Here is a 20761-nt window from a genome sequence, read left to right as displayed (position 1 = left end):
AAGTTTAAATTGAGCATTTCTTAATCACACCAACTAACCCATTTTTGGGCACCACGCCACTTTGCCTCCAAAGTACCTTACCTTCTTTGAAAAGAATCAAAGTTGGAACACCTTGTACCTGATATGCGGCAGCTGCTTGTGGATTTTTATCGACATCAACTTTTAAGATACTGGCCGCATCACCAATCTCTTGTTTTACTTCTTTTAATATAGGGGCCATAACTTTACAGGGGCCGCACCATTCTGCAAAAAAATCTACAAGCACTGGCTTGTCAGATTGTATCAATTCATTGAAGGTCATCTTTCTGGTTTTATGGTAATACTATTAAACTACCTCTTCGTAGGAAACATCCTTTGATCCGGTTTTGTTTACGCGAGGAGTTGTTGCACAGGCTCCTGATCCGCAGCAGCTTGCATTAAACACAGCCATTCCTGTAAATAGTAAACCTGCTAAACCAAATAATAGATCAGCGGCTACAATTGCCTGAACAATAATTGCCAAACCAATTCCCAAACGAAGAAACCGAATAATAGTCCAATTGTTTGTTAATAAATCTTTCATGCTAAATCCTCCTGTTGATTAAATTACAATACAAAAGTAAAGGCTTGGATTTCGTTTCTGAGTAACAAAGGTTACAAACGGCAGGATACGTAATTTAGATATTAATTGACCCTTCGAAATATCTTAATAAGCGGGTAAACAATAGTCACTTTTCCAAAATGTTTTTGCAGTACAGCACATTCGTTTATTTGCAATAATACCAGCGGTTGCTGTAATTCCAGAAACTATGAATAAGGAATAAGTTATCCCAAAGGCATCTGCCAATACCCCACTCAAAAGTGCTCCAAATACATAGCCGCTATCTCTCCAAAGTCTAAATATGCTCAGGCTTTCAGCCCTTTGCTTCGGGTGGGTACTTTCGGCGATAACTGAAAGAAAGTTAGGATAGACCAAGGCGGTTCCAAATCCTAAAAGCATAGAAGCAAGAATCAATAATGGCAAAGCAGACGCAATAGCTACCATTAAAATTGCCAGTGCCTGTAAAAGCATTCCTGCAGTAATTATTTGTTTTTTACAATGAGTATCACCCATTTTTCCAGTGAATAATTGTGAAATACCCCAAACTGCGGGGTAAATTGCAGCAATAATTCCGATCTGTGTAATTCCAAACCCTCTTTGTATCAATAACATTGGAAGCAGTCCCCAGACTACCCCATCATTGAGATTATTTACCAAACCATTTAAGCTTACTGAACCCAGGTTTCTATGTTTCCAGCTTGTTTCTTTCCAAACATTTTGAAAGATTGGCAGCTTACTAGTTAAACTTTCGGCATGCACAAAATGAGTGGTGTCTTTCACCAGAAACATACTGATCAATAATCCTGCAAATGCAAACAGGACTCCCGGAATAAACGGAAAAAAGGCATATCCATAAACAGCTGCAATTGAGCTTGCCAGCCAGGCTGCAAGCCCTACTGAAAGATAGCCAGCAAACTCATTGATGCCCATCGCTAATCCTCTGCTCTTTGAACCTACAAGATCTATTTTCATGATCACTGTAGAGCTCCAGGCAAGACCCTGATTAATTCCAAGTAAAATATTGGCTGCTATGACCCAATTCCAGCTTGGTGCATACATCAATAAAAATGGAACAGGAAGAGCTGCAATCCAGCCGATGATCAGAATGGTTTTACGAGTAAACTTTTTAGAAAGTTGAGCAACGGCATAATTACTTAGAGATTTACTTATCCCAAAAGCAATAATAAAAGACATCAAGGCTGCATTGGCACTTAGCCCGAACTCGAGCATTCCAAAGCCAGGCATAATGGATCTTTCTAAACCAAGCATAGCCCCTACAAATGCATTGACCAACACAAGTAGCGCAAATTGATATTTGTTTTTTTCTAAGCCTTGCATAGCACTCTAATTTAAGAATTAAAAATCAAGGTATCCTGAACAAATAAGGGAGGCTTATGGCCTCCCTTATTTTGTAGTATATAGGTATAAATGTAGGGGCCGTAATTATGAATGCATGATTTTACTTTGACAGATAAAGTCTGTTTTTGGAATAGCTGTACTGCTTATTGCTCCAAAGCCTCCTGCTATTTCAGTAAAGTTTCTGAACCCGCGAGCTTGAAGAATCGATGCCGCCATCATGCTTCTGTAACCACCGGCACAATGTAAAAAGAAGTGCTCTTTAGGGTTAACATCTTTGATCCAGTCATTAATATAGGCCAGAGGTCTGTTATAGGCATCTTCAACATGCTCAGCGGCATATTCACTTTCCCTTCTCACATCAACAACTTTATCTGAACCAATCTTTACTTCATTGGCAAACTGCTCTGCAGTAATACGATCTACAATATCGGCCTCTTTTCCTGCATCCAGCCAAGCCTTAAAACCACCTTTCAAATGACCAATAACATGATCAAATCCAACACGGCTTAAACGGGTAACCGTTTCTTCTTCGTTACCTTCATCTGTTACCAAGAGTATTGGCTGTTTTACATCTACAATAAGAGCGCCAACCCATGGCGCAAAATCGCCAGTTAAGCCAATGTTTATAGATTGAGGAATAAAACCGCGATAAAATAGTGTGTTATCTCGGGTATCTAGGATCAGGGCATCGGTTGATTCAGCTGCAAGTTCAAATTCATCAGCACTTAACGCTTTCATTCCCTGACTTAGTACAGTTTCAAAACTTTCATATCCCTTTTTGTTCATGGCTACGTTTAATCCAAAATATGCTGGTGGCGGGAGTAAGCCCTCTGTAACTGCTTTAATGAATGATTCTCTATCTGGCTGATTCAAAGCATAGTTCACGCGCTTTTGATTTCCCAAAGTATCAACTGTTTCTTTCATCATATTTTTACCACAAGCACTTCCGGCACCATGAGCAGGATAAACAATCACATCATCAGATAATGGCATGATCTTATTCATTAGGCTATCATAAAGCAAGCCGGCAAGCTCATCTTGTGTCATATGCGCCGCTTTCTGAGCCAGGTCAGGGCGACCAACATCACCTAAAAATAGGGTGTCGCCACTAAAAATACAATAGTCTTTACCATTTTCATCCTTCAATAAAAAGGTGGTACTTTCCATGGTATGACCGGGAGTATGCAAAACCTTGATAGTTATGTCGCCGATTTTAAACTCCTGACCATCAACTGCAGAAATGCAATCAAATTCACAGGCAGCATTCGGACCGTAAACGATCGGGGCACCGGTTTCTTTACTAAGATCTACATGGCCGCTGACAAAATCTGCATGGAAATGCGTTTCAAAAATATATTTTAATTTAACCCCATCTTTGCTGAGTCTGCTCAAATATGGCTCAACTTCACGAAGAGGGTCTATTATGGCAGCTTCGCCATTGCTGGTGATGTAATATGCACCTTGTGCCAAACATCCGGTATAAATCTGTTCTATATTCATATTTATAAATTTAACACTACAAAAATCGGCATTTTTCCATCCTAAGTTTGTAACATTTGTTGCAAATTAAAAGGCCGTCAAAATCAATTTTGACGGCCTTTTAACACAACAAATGAAAACAACTATTTTATGATACTAATGGTTCACCTTTATTGACCCACTCATTAATACCGCCAGAATAATTGGCAATATTATTGAAACCATTTTTTACCAGGATTGAATAGGCAATAGCTGCTCTGTCACCGCCCTGGCAGTGGATAAGCACTTTTTTATCTTTACTTATTTTATCCAAATTTTGAGGCAGGGTACCAACAAATACATTGTCGGCATTGGCAATATGTCCTGAATTATACTCTGAAACTCCCCTGAGATCAACAATCTGAACATCTTCTTTCATCAGCTTTTTAGCCTCTTCCATAGAGATCACATTTGCTTTTTCCAGTTCACCACCAGCTTCTGTCCAAACAGAGGTTGAAGGAACATAGCCGTAGATATTGTCTAGTCCAATTCGCATTAGTTTTCTTGTCAGATCGTCCAGTTGAGATTCATCAGACAGGATGATGAACTGTTCATCATATTTCAAAAACCATCCTGCCCAGGTAGCGAAGGAATTATTTCCCTGAATATTCATTGTGCCGGGAATAAATCCTGCAGCAAAGTCAACTTTATCTCTTGCATCCAGTACTTTCATACCTTTGGCCATTGCATCTTTCAGCTCGGCAGCACTTAATTTTTTCAGTGCCGGCACTTCAGTTAGCAAGGGACGATCAACCTTATTCAGTTTTTTCATCATTGCAAAATACTTTGGTGGCTCCGGCTGATCGGCTAGCAGATATTGAACAAAGCCTTTTTCGTCATTCTCATAATGGAAAGCCCAGTTTCTTACTTTCTCATACCCAACGGTTGTACTAGGAACTGCCCCTAATGCCTTGCCACATGCAGATCCTGCACCATGTCCCGGCCAAACCTGAATGTAATCGGGAAGCGATGAGAATCTATTGATCGACTGATACATTTGCTTTGCTCCTGCGTCCATAGTTCCGACCATGCCTGCTGCTTTTTCTAACAGATCAGGACGGCCAATATCCCCTACAAAGACGAAATCGCCTGTAAAGAGCATCACTGGTTCCTTGGTAGCAGGATTATCCGTTAACAGAAAACTTATACTTTCCGGAGTATGACCAGGAGTATGCAAAACCTCCATTGTCAGGTTTCCAATTGCTACAACATCTCCATCTTTTAGACCATGATGGTCAAACTCATACTCCCATCCCGATCCGCCTTCATCAGATAAATACATTTCTGCTCCTGTTAATTTTGCCAGCTCACGAGAACCTGCCAGAAAATCAGCGTGAATATGAGTTTCGAAGATATGAGTGATCTTCATATTATTTGCCTTAGCGATCTCAATATAAGTATCCACATCACGCTTCGGATCTATAACTGCCGCTACTCCGGCCTTCTGACAACCGATAAAGTAACTTGCCTGTGCAAGGCTCTTATCATAAATGTGTTGAAAAAACATAATTTTTAGTTTTAATATTTAAATAATCTATTAAAGTGATTTTTTAGCAAGGTACCAATCAACCATTTCAAGATTGCTGCTTTTTCTCTCAGCAAGAGCTTCAATCGTTTTTGGTGCAGGCACAATTACTTTATCACCGGGTTGCCAATTTAATGGCATTGCTACTTTGTACTCATCAGAAACTTGAAGAGCAAGCAGAGTTCTCTTTATTTCCTCCATATTCCTTCCAACATTTAAAGGATAGTACATGATCAATCTTACTTTTCCAATCGGATCCATAATAAAAACTGCTCTGACAGCTGCAGTTTCACTTTCACCAGGCTGAAGCATACCATAGAGCTTTGAGACGCTCATGTCAATATCTGCAACAATCGGAAATTCAAATAATACTCCAGTTTTTTCATTTACCGCATTAACCCATGCAATATGAGCATGAATACTATCTATACTTAAACCAATAAGCTTTGTATTATGCGCAGCAAAAAAATCTTTTTCCAATGCAAAACCGCTCATCTCTGTTGTACAAACAGGAGTAAAATCTGCCGGATGCGAAAAAAATACTACCCAACTACCTTTATTATATTCTGAAAATTTCAAATTACCAGTGGTGGTAACAGCTTCAAAATCAGGAGCTAAGTCACCAATTCTAGGCATTGCATTCGTAGATAAATTTTCCATATTATTTTAATTTTGTTATACAAAAATCAGAACTTTATTTCAGCAGCTCGGTAACAAAGGTTACAATTGGAAGCATTCATTATTGATCATTTCTTAACTAAAACAACAAACATTTCAGTTCCTGCTCTTTTATCAAAGGAGTTATAGCATGACTCAACTACCTTCAATTCAAAATCATTTCCAAACAGTAACTCGTATTCTTGTTTTGACCCACCGAAAGGCGGACCAGCTTTCTCAAACTCTTTAACAAACAATAATCCTGCGAGTTTGCCTCCATTTTTCAACAGTTTCTTCATCTGCCCAACATAGCTTTTTCGCAAAACAGGATCCAGCGCACAAAAAAATGTTTGCTCCAAAATCAGATCGTATTCACCTTCGTGACTAAAAAAATCACCTAAAATAATTTTGATGTGCGGATCGGATTTAAATTTCGATTTCAATCTTTCCACCAGATCAGGGGCTATATCGATCAGGCTTATATTTGTGAAACCCATTTTAAGAAGATATTCTGCCTCATAGGAATTGCCGCATCCCGGAATAAGTATCCTGAGATCTTTATCTAGGAGCTGATCAGTATATTCCTTCAGTGGTGGCGAAACCTGACCCAGATCCCAGCCGGTTGTATTGGCAATATATTGATCATTCCAAAAACTCTGACCTAGGACCTTTGAAGATCTTTCTTCAAAATTTTGATCGTTTTCCATATTAATGACCTCCGCCTGAAGAAGGGAAGAACAGCTCTTTGACGAAAATATAAATACCCATTATCAATACAAACCAGCCGAATGATTTTTTAAGTTTATCACCACTGATCTTTTTGGAAAGGTATATTCCAATGAAAATTCCTATGCCTGCAAGACCGGTAAAGGTTCCCAATAACTTCCAGTCAATAACCTGAGCACCCTGCAGATCGCCTATAAATCCAATCAGAGATTTTGCAGCAATAATAAAAAGAGACGTTCCTACGGCAAGCTTCATAGGCATACGTGCTAAAATAACGAGAGCAGGAATTATAAGAAATCCACCACCTGCACCAACTAAACCGGTAAGCAAGCCAACAACAGAACCTTCTAATAAGATCAGAGGATAATTGTAATGCAGGGGTTTATCTTCATTTTCATCAGTTTCTATTCCAGGCCTGATCATACTCACAGAGGCTAATATCATCACGATAGCAAAAAGCACCATAATACCAATCGATTTGGTGATGACCAGAGAGCCTATTGAAAATAATTCAGCAGGAATCAATGGTACCAGCCACATTCGAGTGATATATACGGCAGCAATGGAAGGAATTCCAAAGATGAAGACGGTTTTAAAGTCGGCTCTTTTTTGTAATGCACTTTGCACACCGCCCACTAAAGCAGTAGATCCTACAATAAATAATGAATAGGCTGTTGCCAATATCGGATTAACTCCCATTATGTAAACCAGGATTGGTACAGTAAGAATGGAACCACCACTACCAATCAGCCCAAGTGAAACACCAACCACTACCGCAAGAATGTAACCTAATATTTCCATAATGTTTTTTATCTCCCTACAAAGATCTCACAAGCAAAAAGGAATTATTGTTACAAAAGTTACACTTATAAATCATAAAAAAAGATTGAGCTAAAATTACAGGAAAAAGGATTTTATCCAAGCGAAACACCAATCAAAGTTCCAATTCCATAAGTTATAGCTGCTGCTGTTAGGCCAAAAAATACCTGCCTAGCCCCTGAGTACCAGATCGTTTTTCCGGTAAATAGCGTAATAGCTGCACCAATTAGAAATAAACCTACAGCACTAAGCAATGCACTAAATAATACAGCAGCTATTCCACTCAAAAAGAAAAATGGAATAACCGGAATAATTGCTCCGATAGCGAATAGTATGAACGAGGTGATTGCTGCTTCCATAGCAGAGCCTTTTAAATCTTCAGGGTTAATACCCAGTTCCTCTTTGATCAGTATTTCATGGGCATGGTCTTTGTTGGTCATGATCTCACTTGCCATTGCCCTAGCCTGAGCTTCAGGTATACCTTTAGTCATGTATATTAATGAAAGTTCTTGTTCTTCACCCTCTGGGTTGGTTTCCAATTCTTCCATTTCCAGCTGCATCTGGTTTTCATAGAGTTCCTGTGAGCTTTTTACAGAAATCCATTCGCCAAGAGCCATTGAAAGTGCTCCCGCTAAAAGACCTGCAAGCCCGGTAAGTAATACCTCACTTTGCCCGCTTGTGGCGCCAGCAATACCCATTACCAGACTGAAATTTGATACTAAGCCATCGTTTCCACCAAGCACCGCTGCCCGTAATGCATTTCCACCAACAGAGCGATGTCTTTTTTCAAACCTGGCCAAGTTTGAACCTGATATTTCAGTATGATTATTTAAAATATTCTTTAGAATAGTAACATGAGCAGTATCAGAAATTGAACTTGTCGTTTTAGTTTGTTGTCTTGCATGAATAATTGAAGAGGATATACTTTTTTCGGTATCCAGCAGTACCCCCAAAATATAATCATAACCAAAAATTTTACCAATTAGTTTAAGAATTCTAGCCCTGCCTGAAGGCAATGGAAGTTGCGACAGATCCAAATTGTTTTTTGCCATAAAAGCTAATGCATGATCGTGCTCAATGGCACTCATTTCTATGAAAACTTTGGCAACATTCGGGTCTTTTTCATTTTCTGCAAGGATCTTATACAGAAAGCCAGTATCCACCTCTGTTTGTATATTTTTTAAAGTGATCATACATGAAAGGGTTTACAGAGAATTATACGAGTAATAGGGGCAATTTAATTAAAATATACTAGCAAAGCCATGTAATTACCTATGAAATATTCTTTTACGAGTAGTTTTAACGCAACCAAAAAAATGAAAATGACAGGATAATGAAAAGAGATTTTGTAAAATAAAAGGTATCAGTTTGAAGCAGATTTTTAAATCAAAAACAAATTTATTTCATCTTGGTCTATCCTAAATATCGCTTAGGGATTTCTGCGCCTGCAACATAATTTAGCTTTCCAATTTTACACATTTGATAAATATTGATTCTGAAATCTGGGCAGGTACTTACAAAGCAATAAGCATCTGTTGGGGTAAAGCCAAACGAATTGATCAACCATTCCATCATAAAAACAGTTGCCTGATGAACTGCATCTTCTAGCGGACGATATGCATGTATAGTGATGATTGAATCAGGGGTTTCTATTCGTATTCCTGGTGGTCTGCTACCCTTGATCACATCAAAAGATAATCGAACCCTTGCCTGGGTTTCGGCTGCTGTACCAGTGATTTCGGTATCCCCCTGGCTGGCATGAACATCGCCCAGATAAAATAATCCGCCTTCATGATAAACGGGTAAAAAGACTTTATTTCCAGGCTTAAAATCACGAATATCCAGATTACCACCCCAGTCACCCTGACCATCCAAACTATTGCATACATCTCTGTCTGGAGCAACACCTAAAGTGCCTATGAACGGCGTTATTGGCCAAGAGATTTTATCGTTAAAATGAAGTGTGCCATCTTTGGTAGTTCCACTTGCGCCAGGTGTATGCTTAAATATTTTGGTATGATATTCTGAAGAAAGTTCAGGCCATCGAGATGATTCACCCAATGGCCCGCGTTTTGGACCAACCGCTATCCATGAGGTATTTTCTACCTCAATTTCATGAATATTTACAATCAGTGTATCCCCACGATCAAGCCCTTCAATAAAAATAGGGCCGGCAATTGGGTTTACCAATGGTGGTGTACGGTCAAACCCAGGTCGATTGGCAGGAATAGCCTTATCTGCCTCACTTTTAAAAAATCCAATTCCTGCATCCCAGGTTTCAATTTCAATATGCTCACCTGTAACTACCCTTAACAAGGGTTTATCAGAATGATCAAATGCAAACTTCGTAGCTTGCTCACGCAAAATTTTCTTCATTTTTTAGAATTAGATCGCCTTAAATTAAGAGAAAATCAGGAGATTTCAGAAAGGTATTCCTTAAAAGATTTTTTAAAGAATAAACTAATTCAAAAGCTCATAAAAAACAAGTCAAAAAATGAATTTTTAAAACCCTAAAATGGTATTAATACTGATTTTTCAATAGCTTAGACACAAAAATCATTGTATGAATTTTCTGGAAGCAAAATGGGAAAATCTGATCATGGCCAATTATGCTGTAGATCCAACTATATTGATTCCATACTTGCCAAAAGGAGTTGAGCTAGACAGTTTTGAAGGCAAATGCTATGTAAGTTTAGTGGGTTTTATGTTCAATAAAACCAAGATTTTTAACGTGCCTATTCCTTATTTGGGCTCTTTTGAAGAAATAAATCTGAGGTTTTATGTGATAAGAAAGGATGGAGATACTCTTAAAAGAGGAGTGGTTTTTATCAATGAAACCGTCCCCTATGTAGCAGTAGCTTGGATGGCAAATTACCTGTATAAAGAGCACTATACTGCTGTAAAAACAAAGCATGATTGGGAATTGACTGAGTCTTCAAAAAAAATTAATTATTCCTGGAACAAGGATAATAATTGGAATACTATTCAGGTGAATGCCCAATCCAAAAGTAATTCAATGAAAACTGGTAGCGTAGAGGCCTTCATATTTGAACATTATTTTGGATATACGCGCGTAAATGAGCACAAAACACTCGAGTATGGGATTAACCATCCAAGCTGGAAAATCAATCAGGTTATCGATTACAGCATTAATTGTGACTTTGAACAAATGTATGGCCCAGATTTTGCATTTTTAAATGCACAGCAGCCTGATAATGTCATACTTGCTGAGGGCTCAAATGTTTCAGTAAAATGGAAACGGAATGCGATTTAATTAAGCTTGCAAAATCAGTGTTGGCAATCAAATTACTTTTTTAAAACAATTTTACTGGCCTTCCTATCCAAACCTGAGGTGTTTTTAACTTCAATAAATCAGCCATAGTGGCTGCCGTATCAAAAGTCATGATGCTTTGCGATAATTCCTGATTTTTGATAATTCCGGGGCCTTTAATAATCCAAGGAATTTGCATTTCATTCATCGTGATGAGCCCATGACCTTTATCGATACCCCCATGATCTGCAGTAAATAATACGACCGTGCTTTCGGCAATTCCGGCATCTTCAATACTTTTTAAGAGTGTACCGATGTGGGTATCGGTACGCTCAATGGCTGCATAATATTCGGGCGTTCCATGTCCAATTTTATGTCCAACGCTATCCACATCATGTAAATGAACAAAGAGGAAATTTGGTTTTTTTTCTTTGATATAAGTAGAAGCAGCTTGGGTTACGGCAATATCGCCATCAGCATTCTGATCTTTATTAACTGCAGCTTTAGGAAACAAATATCCTATACCATCCCACTCATAAATAACTCCGATCTCGCTATCGGGTTTTGCTTTACGAAGCAGAGAATATACACTCGGAAACATTCCATACTCATCTAACACTCTTGCAGGCATATCAGGTTTTTTACTGCCCCAGGTGGTATAACCATGAAGCTCTGGGCCAGCACCCATTACCATCGAAGCCCAGTTTGCTGCACTGGAAGAAGGGAGCACAGTTCTAGCCTGAAGTGACCAAGAGCCTTCCTTCATCATGGCCCTCAAATTAGGTACTTTAGCATTTTCAAAGGCGTAGGCACCAAAGCCATCCGAGCCGATTAAAATCACATGCTTAATTTTCTGAGAAAAAACCTGTGTAGATGCAGTGCAAATCAGGAATAAAAAGAACAAGAACTTAATAAATTTCTTCATGGATATTTCTTTAATAATATTTAATCCAAAATCAGCATTATCTTTCAAAACAGGAAATTCTTAATTGATTTTAGAGCATGGGCAAAACATTAAAACGAGTATCAATACTAGAAATAAGAATCAATAATTCAATAATCGGTTAAAACATTTATATTTAAATTAATTCATATACTATTAAAGGAGGAAACTCTAATTAGTTTGATCAAGAAAAAACAAGAAGATTCATGAAAAAACAATTTTTATTACTGATGCTGGCTTGCTTCATTGCCCTATCAGGAACGGCAAATGTGCGACTTCCAAATATCCTTGGATCTCACATGGTTTTACAGCAAAAATCAACGGTTAAGTTATGGGGCTGGGCAGCACCGGGTGAGAAGATAAGCATTACGGTAGGATGGGATAATTCAACCTATCAAGCCCAGGCTACAAATGATGCCAAATGGATAACAGAAATTAAAACCCCAGCTGCTGGCGGATCGTATTCAATCACATTACAAGGAAATAATACGATCGTATTAGAAGATGTATTGATTGGAGAGGTATGGGTATGTGGCGGACAAAGTAATATGGAATGGTCGGGTACACAAAACCTACAAGAAAGTAAAGATGAAGCACCGAATGCTACTAATAATAAGATTCGTTTGTTTTATGTTTCTAAATCAACTTCAGCCTTTCCGCAAGAAAACGTAGATGGGCAATGGGTTGTTTGTGCTCCTGAAGAAATGATTAAGTTTAGTGCTATCGGGTATTTTTTTGGTAAAAATTTAAATCAAAAAATGAATATCCCAATTGGCCTGATCAATTCAAATTGGGGAGGTACTCCTGCCGAAACCTGGGCACCAGAATATGTGATTGAAAACGACAAAATTATTAAAAAGGGTTCAGAGCAATTAAGTACTTCGCAAGGCTGGCCGCATAAAACAGCACTAGCCTATAATGCCATGATCTACCCCATTACAAACTACTCTATTGCCGGAGCCATCTGGTATCAAGGAGAAAGCAATGTCAGAACATATTATGCGTATGAGAAGTTATTTACAGGCATGATTGATGCATGGCGTCAGCAATGGAATAAAAATTTTCCATTCTATTTTGTACAAATTGCACCTTTCTCTTATGGTTTTAAAAATGTTGGAGCGCTTTTGCGGGAAACACAAACCAAATCGGCCCGCCATCCAAATACAGGTATGGTAGTGGTTTCAGACCTGGTGCCCGACACCACCAATATTCATCCAACTTTAAAAGTTGAAGTTGCTAAACGTTTATCAGATCTGGCATTGAACAGCGCCTATGGATTTGCGGACATTGCTTGTCAAAGTCCGGTTTATAGCACGCATAGCATTGAAAAAGATAAAATAAAAATTCAATTTTCAAATGCTGGAAATGGTTTAATGGTAAAAGGGGATAAGATCAGCAGTTTTGAAATTGCAGGTGAGGATAAAGTATTTGTTGCGGCACAGGCAAAAATTGCAGGAAACAGTGTGATCGTATCTAATAAAAATATAAAGACTCCTGTAGCCGTTCGTTTTTCATTCAACAATACAGATACACCCAATTTATTTAATAAAGAAGGATTACCGGTCAATTTATTCAGAACAGATAACTGGGAAATGGATACCAGCGCGATAAAAAAATAAAAGATCATTCAAACATTATTTCTTTAAGCTTTATTTAAAGCTATATACTATGAACAAATCAACTAGAAGAAAATTTTTAAGTACTGCCGCTGCACTTACAGCCGGCACAGCTGCAACCGCAATGACACTAGCTCCAACATCTAAAAAATATGGTATCGCCCATCAGGTATATTTCTGGCTTAAGAGAACTGGATCAGAAGAAGACCGACAGGAACTGATCAAGGGGATCAAAACATTAAAGAATATTGAAACTGTTCGTGAGATACATATCGGCATTGTTGCAAACACTGAAAAGCGAAGTGTGATAGACAGTAGCTGGGGCGTTTCAGAGCTTATTTACTTTGATGATGTTGAAGGTCAGGCAGTATATCAAACGCATGCTATCCACCAAGAATTTGCAAAGAACTACAGTCATCTTTGGGAAAAGGTAGTAGTTTATGATTCTGCTTTACTCTAGAATTTATTTGGCAGAAACAGATTAACAAAAATCATTCTAAAACAAAAAGCTCCAAACGTAATGTTTGGAGCTTTTTTTATAAAAATTGAATCCTGATTAAAAATTAATTATCCATTTTTTTGTTTTCAAGTTTTAAAAATGCACTCCTTCTTGGTGCAGGCATTTCTGAATCATCACCTTTAAGGCCTTTCCAAAGCACTTCGTTGAATAAACGATCATCATTTTTATCAACTTCAGCGAAATTAAAACCATCCGATATTTTTGACCATTTAGAAACAATTTTATTTGTTTCATTTAAGTCTACGTTTGAAGGAAGAGATTTAAATGGAGTATTGTCTGGAATATTCGTGAAACTCCTAAACATGGGCATTGCAGCAGCATCATACTGAGTCATAGGAGGCAATCCTAGAATCAGCTCCATTGTTCTGAGCATCCCTGAAGTTGAATACATGGTATTATCAAGGTATTTTCGTTTGGTATAAGGGCTTACTACAAAAGCAATAGAACGATGAGCATCCACATGATCAGGGCCATTCTGAGCATCGTCTTCCAATATAAAAATAGCCGACTGCGCCCAAATAGAACTGTTACTAATATGCTCTATTAATTTTCCAACAGCCTCATCATTATCTGCCACGCAGGCATAAGGTGTTGGCTTACCTACGCCCAAACCCTGAGTATGATCTGCACCTAAACGTATTGTACTCAATTGAGGCACTGCATTTTTGGCAATAAGACCATCAAAATCAGTTTTCCATTGTTCAAAACGATCAACATCCTTCACTTTCTGGTCGTAATAACCGGTAAAAGTTGAGCTAACATGTTCAGCATCCAGAACTGGGATATTACCTTGTGATCCATCAGCAAAAACGCCATAGGTTCTGAAAGAAACCCCTTGTCTTTTACACATATCCCAAATAAAACCATCCTTATTATTGGCCACCGTTCGTCGACCTAAACCATCATTTTGTCCGCCTCGGCGACCATAAGAAGTAGGCCAGGTTTTTTCAAGAAAATCAGTTGCATAGGCTCCCATTGACCAATTATGCCCATCAGCACTAACCTCGGCATCTACATAAAAGTTGTCGAGTAGCACAAACTCTTTTGCCAATTTATGTTGATTTGGAGTATATTTTTCGCCAAAAAGAGTAAGCGTTGAATCGCCATTGCCTTCCTTAATATCTCCAAAAACCTGATCATAGGTACGATTCTCTTTGATCACATAAAATACATATTTAATGGGCGAAGGATCACCTACTTTCTTAGGGATTGGATTTCCCATTTCACCATCAGTGATTAGCTCCTTATCTTTTTTATAAGGTGTATTTTTATAAACACTCTTTGAGTAAACTTCCAGATCAGTAACTGAAGGAACATCAATAATACTCATTGTTCCCTTCATCAGGCTACCTATGTATTGCAATCGGCTATTAGCCTGGGGCAATTCACCCTTATGAGATTCAGATTTTACATCTTTACGGACAGGCTGCGGGCCAAGAGGGTTTGCAAAAGACGAAAATCCCTTTCCATTACTAACAAAAATCTTATTTTTTAGTACCCGAACATTGGTGGGATACCAACCCACCGGAATAAAGCCTTTAGAAACACTTTTACCCTTCAAGCCTACATTGAATACTGCCAGACAGTTATTGTCTGCATTCGCTATGTACAGCGTTTTTTCATCAGTTGAAAGTGCCAATCCATTGGTTGTTGAACCAATAGGCGAATTAGGATATATTGCCGCATCCAATACTTCTGTTACTTTTTGAGCATTTACATCAATTACAGAGACACTATTATCTTGTGAGTTTGCAACATATAATGTTTTGCCATCCCGAGTTAAAATCAGCTCATTCGGGTTAAAAGACACATCAATATGCTTGGTAATTTTACGAAGTTTGGTGTCAAATAAAGCCACCTTCTTGCCTCCCCATAAAGAAATATAAAGCATATTCCCATCAGGTGATAATACGCAGGTATAACCTTCAAAACCAATATTTTGCTTGTAAAGTATTTTATTGCTTTTTAAATCAACAACATAAAGCGTATTGTTTTCTTTGGTCACAACATATAGTACGTTTGCCTTATCATCAATTTCAATCCCTACGGGTGATATCTTCTCAGGCCATGGTTCTCCTAGTTTAATGGTATCCCTGATTTGCAATTTGGAACCAACTATTTCATATTTAAGGATCCAATTATCATTTCCACCAGAAGCATATAAAAATTTATCATCAGCACTGAATTTTAAGCCATAAAAAGACTTGGGTATTTCAACCTTGTCTAATACCGTTTCAGATTTAGGATCGATTAACTGTATGGTCTGAATACTTTGTCCGTTATTACTGACAGCCATTAATTTCTCTGACCTAGAGACCGCAATATTCAATGGAAGATCTCCAAGTTCTAAAGACCTACCTGCCGGAGATAATGACCAACCATTGGGCAATTGTATTGTTTTTGCCTCCAATTTAGAAGCTAAATTCTGTGCATTTACAGTAAAGGCCAGAAACAGAAATCCGAATACCAATATTCTTTTCATAGTGATGAATTTAAAATGTTGAATTTACTATTTTTCCCACCAAACTTTAATTGTACTCTTGTCTCCACCCATTGAAGTAACCGCCAGCTGTAAATTAGTGGGGTTCAATGATTGCAAATAAGTAGGATAAGGAACACGTGAAGGGAATATATTCTCGGCCGGTATACCGGTTCCTCTTGGCAATACAGGATATCCTGTTCTGCGTTTTTCAAACCAAGATTGATAATCCACAAAGAAGAAAGCATAGTATTTCTGCAGCATAATTTGCTCTAATTGTGCTTCTTTTGAGGCCGTTGCATTGTATGAAATTTCACTTTGTGATAAGAAATTTGCAGGCATAGTTGCCCCCCACTGAACAATAGATGAGGTAATTCCAGTCTCGTAATGTGCTTTTGGTGTTTTGCCTGTATTAAATCCTTTCAATGCAAGCTCGGCTTTTATAAATTCAACCTCCGCATAGGTCATCATAATACCTAATTGTGGGAGGGTTTTAAGGATATCATTATAACTTGAATTTCTACCTACTATATATTCTAAACTAGGTGGAAAACCGCTATCAATACCTTGATAAACACTTGCTCCACTTACTGTTACAGTACTCATCCATATCGCTCTTCTAGGATCACTAGAACTATTCAATTTCGTTAAAAAGTACTTGGTGTAATAGTTGCCGGCACTCCAATCAGACAACCTGGCATTATAATATGGATTGAAATAAGGAAATGTACCTGGGAATCTAAATATCGCATCATCCGCATTCGATGAAAAAACAGGATTTGTACTTGGGTCAGACAGAATTGAATTGATCTGCTGATTTACGCTGATTTCGCCATCACGTTTTGAAATTCTTAATAATAACCTTAATCGAAGCGAGTTTGCAAATTTTTTCCAGCGCTGAATACCAACATTCTTACTGCCTGTTAATACATTAGCATTGTACACCATATCACCACCGTAGGTAAGTGCCTTGGTATCATCAAACAGCGTATTGGCAGTTTCTAGATCTTTTAGTATTTGAATATAAATATCTTTCTGCTTATCAAATGCCGGCGAAAAGTTCCCTTCCTGGGCTTTAATAGCCTGAGAATAAGGAATATCACCATATAAATCCGTTAAAATTGAGTAAGCCCAACTTTTGTAAACCAAGGCAATTGCCTTATAATTATTTTCTTTTAGCCTTTCAGAAACATTGTAAATGTCTTGAATATCAGTAAGTCTATCATAATAAGCTGACCAAACCGCCTGTCCTGGTTGTACCACATAACGATGTAACCCTTGCCCACTTGTGCTTGATCGGGGAGCATCAACCTGCATCAGTTCATTTGTAAAATTTCTTGATGCACTTACATTATTAATAATTATCCTATACTGCATCTGGCCCAGCAAGACACCCGGAGTTACGTCTTTTGGTCGGTTGGGATCAGTATTTAGTGCTTCGAATTTGTCTGTACAGGATGTGATCAAAATCATTAATACACCTAATGTTAGAACTATTTTTGATGAGAATTTCATTGTTGTTTATTTAATACTTAATAAATAAATCTGATTATTATTAGAATTTGAAGGTTAGGTTGGTACCTATTGTCCTGTTTGATGGAAATTGGGCAAGCTCTACCCCTGGTGTAAGCGTACCATTATTTAGATTTCCACCCTCCGGATCAAATCCAGGAAACTTGGTGAAATTAAACAAGTCTCTACCCCATAATGCAATACTCGTTCTTTGAACTCCTATTTTTTTGAGTAATTGAGAAGGCAATCCAAATTCAAGACGTACTTCTCTTATTTTGATGAAGGATGCATCAAAAATATTGGTTTCGGCATTACTTATTTGATAATAATTATCATAGTATGCGCTAGCATCTGCTTTAACCGTATTAGGAATAAAAGTTCCGTTTGCCAGTTTCACAACTCCCTGTCCAATAACACCACCCTCTCTGCCCGGCAAGGTTACTTTGGTTTTGCCAAGCGTATTATTTTTATGACTGGTTTGTGAATACATTTCACCACCTTTTTGACCATCAACTAGAACACTAAATCTTATATTTTTATAACTAAATTCATTCATGACACTACCCTTCCAGTCGGCAAAGGCATTCCCCATTTTACGGGCAACTTGGTCAAGCGGTGCAGGTAAACCATTTGCCGAACTATAGATTATCTGACCATCCGGAGAACGCTGAAATCCTCTACCATACATATCACCCATCAAACCACCTACACGAGCCTCTATTGAAACATTTGTATTATGCTGATAAATAATTTGATTGTTAATTCCTTCAGTAAGTTCTTTCACATAGCTTCTATTTCTACTCCAAAGCAAAGTAGTATTCCAGTTAAATTTATTGTTTGAGATTGGCTTACCTGACAATTTCAATTCCCAACCCTTGCTATTAATTAATCCAGCATTGATCAGAGCAGTTGAAAATCCAGAAACAGGATCTAAAGGAATTGAAAGGATTTGATTCCGGCTATTATTGTTATAATAGGCCACATCAAAACCAAGCCTATTCTTAAATAATCTCACATCTAAACCAAACTCATAACTGGCGGTTATTTCAGGTTTTAATTCTGCATTAAAAAGCTGCGAAGGATTAGTGAAACTATTCCCGTATATCCGGTCATAATATCTTGCTGTCTGGTAAGGTCTGGTATCATTACCTACCTGTGCCCAAGAAGCTCTTGCTTTTGCAAAAGATATAGAAGCTGGTAAATTAAAGATCTCATCCAGAATAAAACTCGAACTCAATGATGGGTAGAAAAATGAATTATTTTTAAATGGTAGTGTACTCGACCAATCATTCCTTCCAGTAATATCTAAAAATATTTTTTCATCAAATGCTATCTGTGCAGATCCATAAACACTTTGAATAGATTTACTGGTTTTTAATGGATCGGCAACTGCCTGATCTAAACTATTTGATATCTGATAAATGCCTGGCTGCGATAGTTGATCAGCATACATGCCTGCAAAATCATAGTTTTGATTCATTGCATTTGCACCAGCCGAAGCATTAAAACTTATTTTAGATGAAATTTTGTCTTTAAAGGTTAATAGAACATCGGTATTTGACTCAAAATTGAATACATTTTGTTCACGGTACATTCCTCTTGGATACCTGGTCATACTGAACGGACGCTGCTGAGCACGAAACTCATTTGCCATATCAATACCCGACCTAAGCATAAGATCAAACTTTTTAGATATTTCATAATTTGCAGATACTGAGCCAATCAATCCATTTTTATTCATTGAATTCAGCATTTCATACATAGCCAAGTATGGATTATCAGGACCAGGATTGAACGGACTTTTTTGATCTACGTTTTCTAATCCAGGCTCCCAATAAGGCTTATACCATGAAGCTTGCTGGTTTGAAGCAGGGCCAATGATTAAAAAATACATGAGTGATTGATTATTGTATCCCGCCATTGGAAGATTATCACTTTTCTTATTCGAATAATTTGCTCTTCCACTGATCTTAAGCTTTGGAGAAAGTTGCTGATTGACAGAAAGTGCAGCATTTAACCTTTCGAAACCCGTGTTTGGAATAATCCATTTATTCTTCATTTGAGTTATGGATATTCGAGCAGAGCCTTTATCATTGCCACCATCAAGCGCCAAACTGTTAGAAATGGTTTGACCGGTTTGAAAGAAATCAGATATGTAGTTTTTATTGGCTACCCAAGGAGTTTTTTGAGTGGGTTTGTTCCCAACCGTATTTGGATCATATTGGTAATAGCTTTGTCCGGCAAACTTAGGACCCCAAGCACGACCTGCAGCTACCGTTGTACTGGTATTGATCCCATCCGGACTATCCAAATAAGAGTAATAAGCACTTGTTCTACCTTCACCATATTCAAACTGATAATCAGGCCAGCGATTAACCTGCTCTATATTAAAGTTGGAATTAAAAGTTACTCCCAATCCATTGCCTTTGCGCTCACCACTCTTTGTTGTTATGATCATTACACCACCAGCTGCACGACTACCATATAAAGCTGTTGCACCCGGTCCTTTAAGTACAGTTACAGATTCTATATCATCAGGATTGATATCTGAAACTCCTGAACCATAATCAACCGGGCTGTCCTGAGAGAGATGGGAATTAAACCCTGTTCCAGTTATCTTACTACTGATTGGAACACCATCAACTACAATTAATGCTTGGTTATTATCAAGGTTCAACGATGATTCACCTCTGAGTGTGATTCTTGATGAGCCCATCGGTCCGGCACCTGTACCCTGTATATTTAAACCAGCAACCTTACCGGAAAGTGAATTTACCCAGTTATTTGTTTTGGCATCTACCACGGCATTTGCGTTAATAGTTTGAGCGGCAAAACCGAGTGATTTTTCTTCTCTTTTTATTCCAAGAGCAGTTACAACAACTTCATTCAAGAATTTATTGTCTTCTGTAAGAATAACCTCATAGGTTTTTCTGTTATCAATCTGAACTTCAAGGGTAGTATAACCAATTGATGAAAAAACAAGATAGCCTTGACTAGCTGTTGCAGCTATTTTAAAATCGCCATTCACATCAGTGGTTACTCCAATAGTGGTTCCTTTAATACGAACACTAACACCCGGAATCGGTTCATTTTTTGAATCTTTAACTTTTCCTGATACTGAACTCTGGGCAAAAGTTTCAATAGGAAAAGAAAATGGACTAATTAGAAGGAGAATAAAACCTTTAAAAATAAGTTGTAAAAATTGTCGTTTCATTGAAAGGATTTTTGAGTGAGCT

17 protein-coding genes are annotated in these 20761 nt (G+C 37.9%); 3 read left to right on the top strand and 14 right to left on the bottom strand.

Features of this window, described 5'->3' with window-relative positions:
- Positions 1 to 4: 4 nt before the first annotated feature.
- The 10 genes from trxA to ACIQZ6_RS04355 all read right to left on the bottom strand — a co-directional run bounded on the left by trxA (position 5) and on the right by ACIQZ6_RS04355 (position 9560).
- Positions 5 to 301, bottom strand: a complete 297-nt coding sequence (gene trxA / locus ACIQZ6_RS04400) for a thioredoxin (RefSeq protein WP_395808579.1) — start codon at positions 299 to 301, stop codon at positions 5 to 7.
- Between the two features lie 24 nt (positions 302 to 325).
- Positions 326 to 562 carry a hypothetical protein gene (locus ACIQZ6_RS04395; RefSeq protein WP_395808577.1) on the bottom strand — a complete coding sequence of 79 codons (237 nt, stop codon included), beginning with the start codon at positions 560 to 562 and terminating at the stop codon, positions 326 to 328.
- 123 nt (positions 563 to 685) lie between these two features.
- Positions 686 to 1918, bottom strand: a complete 1233-nt coding sequence (locus ACIQZ6_RS04390) for an MFS transporter (RefSeq protein WP_395808575.1) — start codon at positions 1916 to 1918, stop codon at positions 686 to 688.
- A 105-nt stretch (positions 1919 to 2023) separates the two neighbouring features.
- The gene (locus ACIQZ6_RS04385) at positions 2024 to 3439 is read right to left on the bottom strand and encodes a rhodanese-like domain-containing protein (RefSeq protein WP_395808573.1); all 1416 of its coding nucleotides are present in this window, start codon (positions 3437 to 3439) and stop codon (positions 2024 to 2026) included.
- 127 nt (positions 3440 to 3566) lie between these two features.
- Positions 3567 to 4964 (bottom strand): rhodanese-like domain-containing protein, encoded by a 1398-nt coding sequence (locus tag ACIQZ6_RS04380; protein WP_395808571.1) that lies wholly within the window; start codon positions 4962 to 4964, stop codon positions 3567 to 3569.
- 30 nt (positions 4965 to 4994) lie between these two features.
- A complete protein-coding gene (locus tag ACIQZ6_RS04375) occupies positions 4995 to 5642 on the bottom strand; it encodes a peroxiredoxin (RefSeq protein ID WP_395808569.1) in 648 nt (215 codons plus the stop codon).
- 86 nt (positions 5643 to 5728) lie between these two features.
- Entirely contained in the window at positions 5729 to 6346 is a 618-nt protein-coding gene (locus ACIQZ6_RS04370; RefSeq protein ID WP_395808567.1) for a methyltransferase domain-containing protein, read from the bottom strand.
- 1 nt (position 6347) lies between these two features.
- Complete coding sequence (locus ACIQZ6_RS04365) at positions 6348 to 7166, bottom strand: sulfite exporter TauE/SafE family protein (protein WP_395808565.1); 819 nt, start codon at positions 7164 to 7166, stop codon at positions 6348 to 6350.
- A gap of 113 nt (positions 7167 to 7279) precedes the next feature.
- Complete coding sequence (locus tag ACIQZ6_RS04360; protein ID WP_395808564.1) at positions 7280 to 8377, bottom strand: VIT1/CCC1 transporter family protein; 1098 nt, start codon at positions 8375 to 8377, stop codon at positions 7280 to 7282.
- A gap of 220 nt (positions 8378 to 8597) precedes the next feature.
- Positions 8598 to 9560 carry an acetamidase/formamidase family protein gene (locus ACIQZ6_RS04355; protein ID WP_395808562.1) on the bottom strand — a complete coding sequence of 321 codons (963 nt, stop codon included), beginning with the start codon at positions 9558 to 9560 and terminating at the stop codon, positions 8598 to 8600.
- Between the two features lie 187 nt (positions 9561 to 9747).
- On the opposite strand from ACIQZ6_RS04355, the gene ACIQZ6_RS04350 reads away from it, so the two are divergent.
- Positions 9748 to 10458 (top strand): YqjF family protein, encoded by a 711-nt coding sequence (locus tag ACIQZ6_RS04350; protein WP_395808560.1) that lies wholly within the window; start codon positions 9748 to 9750, stop codon positions 10456 to 10458.
- A gap of 40 nt (positions 10459 to 10498) precedes the next feature.
- Here ACIQZ6_RS04350 and ACIQZ6_RS04345 read toward each other — a convergent pair whose 3' ends face one another.
- On the bottom strand, positions 10499 to 11380 hold the full coding sequence (locus ACIQZ6_RS04345; protein WP_395808558.1) for an alkaline phosphatase: 882 nt from the start codon (positions 11378 to 11380) through the stop codon (positions 10499 to 10501).
- Between the two features lie 224 nt (positions 11381 to 11604).
- On the opposite strand from ACIQZ6_RS04345, the gene ACIQZ6_RS04340 reads away from it, so the two are divergent.
- Together ACIQZ6_RS04340 and ACIQZ6_RS04335 are read left to right on the top strand one after the other, a co-directional pair.
- Positions 11605 to 13017, top strand: a complete 1413-nt coding sequence (locus ACIQZ6_RS04340) for a sialate O-acetylesterase (RefSeq protein ID WP_395808556.1) — start codon at positions 11605 to 11607, stop codon at positions 13015 to 13017.
- Between the two features lie 49 nt (positions 13018 to 13066).
- Positions 13067 to 13474 (top strand): Dabb family protein, encoded by a 408-nt coding sequence (locus tag ACIQZ6_RS04335; protein WP_395808554.1) that lies wholly within the window; start codon positions 13067 to 13069, stop codon positions 13472 to 13474.
- Between the two features lie 103 nt (positions 13475 to 13577).
- Here the strand turns inward: ACIQZ6_RS04335 and ACIQZ6_RS04330 are convergent, their stop codons facing one another.
- From ACIQZ6_RS04330 to ACIQZ6_RS04320, 3 genes are read right to left on the bottom strand one after another with little or no spacing between them, the layout of a single operon-like run.
- Complete coding sequence (locus ACIQZ6_RS04330; RefSeq protein ID WP_395808552.1) at positions 13578 to 16016, bottom strand: bifunctional YncE family protein/alkaline phosphatase family protein; 2439 nt, start codon at positions 16014 to 16016, stop codon at positions 13578 to 13580.
- 27 nt (positions 16017 to 16043) lie between these two features.
- The gene (locus tag ACIQZ6_RS04325; RefSeq protein WP_395808550.1) at positions 16044 to 17528 is read right to left on the bottom strand and encodes a SusD/RagB family nutrient-binding outer membrane lipoprotein; all 1485 of its coding nucleotides are present in this window, start codon (positions 17526 to 17528) and stop codon (positions 16044 to 16046) included.
- A 40-nt stretch (positions 17529 to 17568) separates the two neighbouring features.
- The gene (locus tag ACIQZ6_RS04320; protein WP_395808548.1) at positions 17569 to 20739 is read right to left on the bottom strand and encodes a SusC/RagA family TonB-linked outer membrane protein; all 3171 of its coding nucleotides are present in this window, start codon (positions 20737 to 20739) and stop codon (positions 17569 to 17571) included.
- Positions 20740 to 20761 lie beyond the last annotated feature (22 nt).

Source organism: Daejeonella sp., from assembly GCF_044348475.1.
Lineage (GTDB): Bacteria > Bacteroidota > Bacteroidia > Sphingobacteriales > Sphingobacteriaceae > Daejeonella.
This window is presented reverse-complemented; position numbering and strand designations above follow the sequence as displayed.

What these genes read in the sequence shown, in the direction of transcription:
- ACIQZ6_RS04375 (WP_395808569.1), bottom strand. Translation starts at nt 5,642, where the DNA reads ATGGAAAATTTATCTACGAATGCAATGCCTAGAATTGGTGACTTAGCT.
- ACIQZ6_RS04370 (WP_395808567.1), bottom strand. Translation starts at nt 6,346, where the DNA reads ATGGAAAACGATCAAAATTTTGAAGAAAGATCTTCAAAGGTCCTAGGT.
- ACIQZ6_RS04390 (WP_395808575.1), bottom strand. Translation starts at nt 1,918, where the DNA reads ATGCAAGGCTTAGAAAAAAACAAATATCAATTTGCGCTACTTGTGTTG.
- ACIQZ6_RS04325 (WP_395808550.1), bottom strand. Translation starts at nt 17,528, where the DNA reads ATGAAATTCTCATCAAAAATAGTTCTAACATTAGGTGTATTAATGATT.
- ACIQZ6_RS04335 (WP_395808554.1), top strand. Translation starts at nt 13,067, where the DNA reads ATGAACAAATCAACTAGAAGAAAATTTTTAAGTACTGCCGCTGCACTT.
- ACIQZ6_RS04345 (WP_395808558.1), bottom strand. Translation starts at nt 11,380, where the DNA reads ATGAAGAAATTTATTAAGTTCTTGTTCTTTTTATTCCTGATTTGCACT.
- ACIQZ6_RS04385 (WP_395808573.1), bottom strand. Translation starts at nt 3,439, where the DNA reads ATGAATATAGAACAGATTTATACCGGATGTTTGGCACAAGGTGCATAT.
- ACIQZ6_RS04380 (WP_395808571.1), bottom strand. Translation starts at nt 4,964, where the DNA reads ATGTTTTTTCAACACATTTATGATAAGAGCCTTGCACAGGCAAGTTAC.
- ACIQZ6_RS04355 (WP_395808562.1), bottom strand. Translation starts at nt 9,560, where the DNA reads ATGAAGAAAATTTTGCGTGAGCAAGCTACGAAGTTTGCATTTGATCAT.
- ACIQZ6_RS04320 (WP_395808548.1), bottom strand. Translation starts at nt 20,739, where the DNA reads ATGAAACGACAATTTTTACAACTTATTTTTAAAGGTTTTATTCTCCTT.
- ACIQZ6_RS04365 (WP_395808565.1), bottom strand. Translation starts at nt 7,166, where the DNA reads ATGGAAATATTAGGTTACATTCTTGCGGTAGTGGTTGGTGTTTCACTT.
- trxA (WP_395808579.1), bottom strand. Translation starts at nt 301, where the DNA reads ATGACCTTCAATGAATTGATACAATCTGACAAGCCAGTGCTTGTAGAT.
- ACIQZ6_RS04330 (WP_395808552.1), bottom strand. Translation starts at nt 16,016, where the DNA reads ATGAAAAGAATATTGGTATTCGGATTTCTGTTTCTGGCCTTTACTGTA.
- ACIQZ6_RS04395 (WP_395808577.1), bottom strand. Translation starts at nt 562, where the DNA reads ATGAAAGATTTATTAACAAACAATTGGACTATTATTCGGTTTCTTCGT.
- ACIQZ6_RS04350 (WP_395808560.1), top strand. Translation starts at nt 9,748, where the DNA reads ATGAATTTTCTGGAAGCAAAATGGGAAAATCTGATCATGGCCAATTAT.
- ACIQZ6_RS04360 (WP_395808564.1), bottom strand. Translation starts at nt 8,377, where the DNA reads ATGATCACTTTAAAAAATATACAAACAGAGGTGGATACTGGCTTTCTG.
- ACIQZ6_RS04340 (WP_395808556.1), top strand. Translation starts at nt 11,605, where the DNA reads ATGAAAAAACAATTTTTATTACTGATGCTGGCTTGCTTCATTGCCCTA.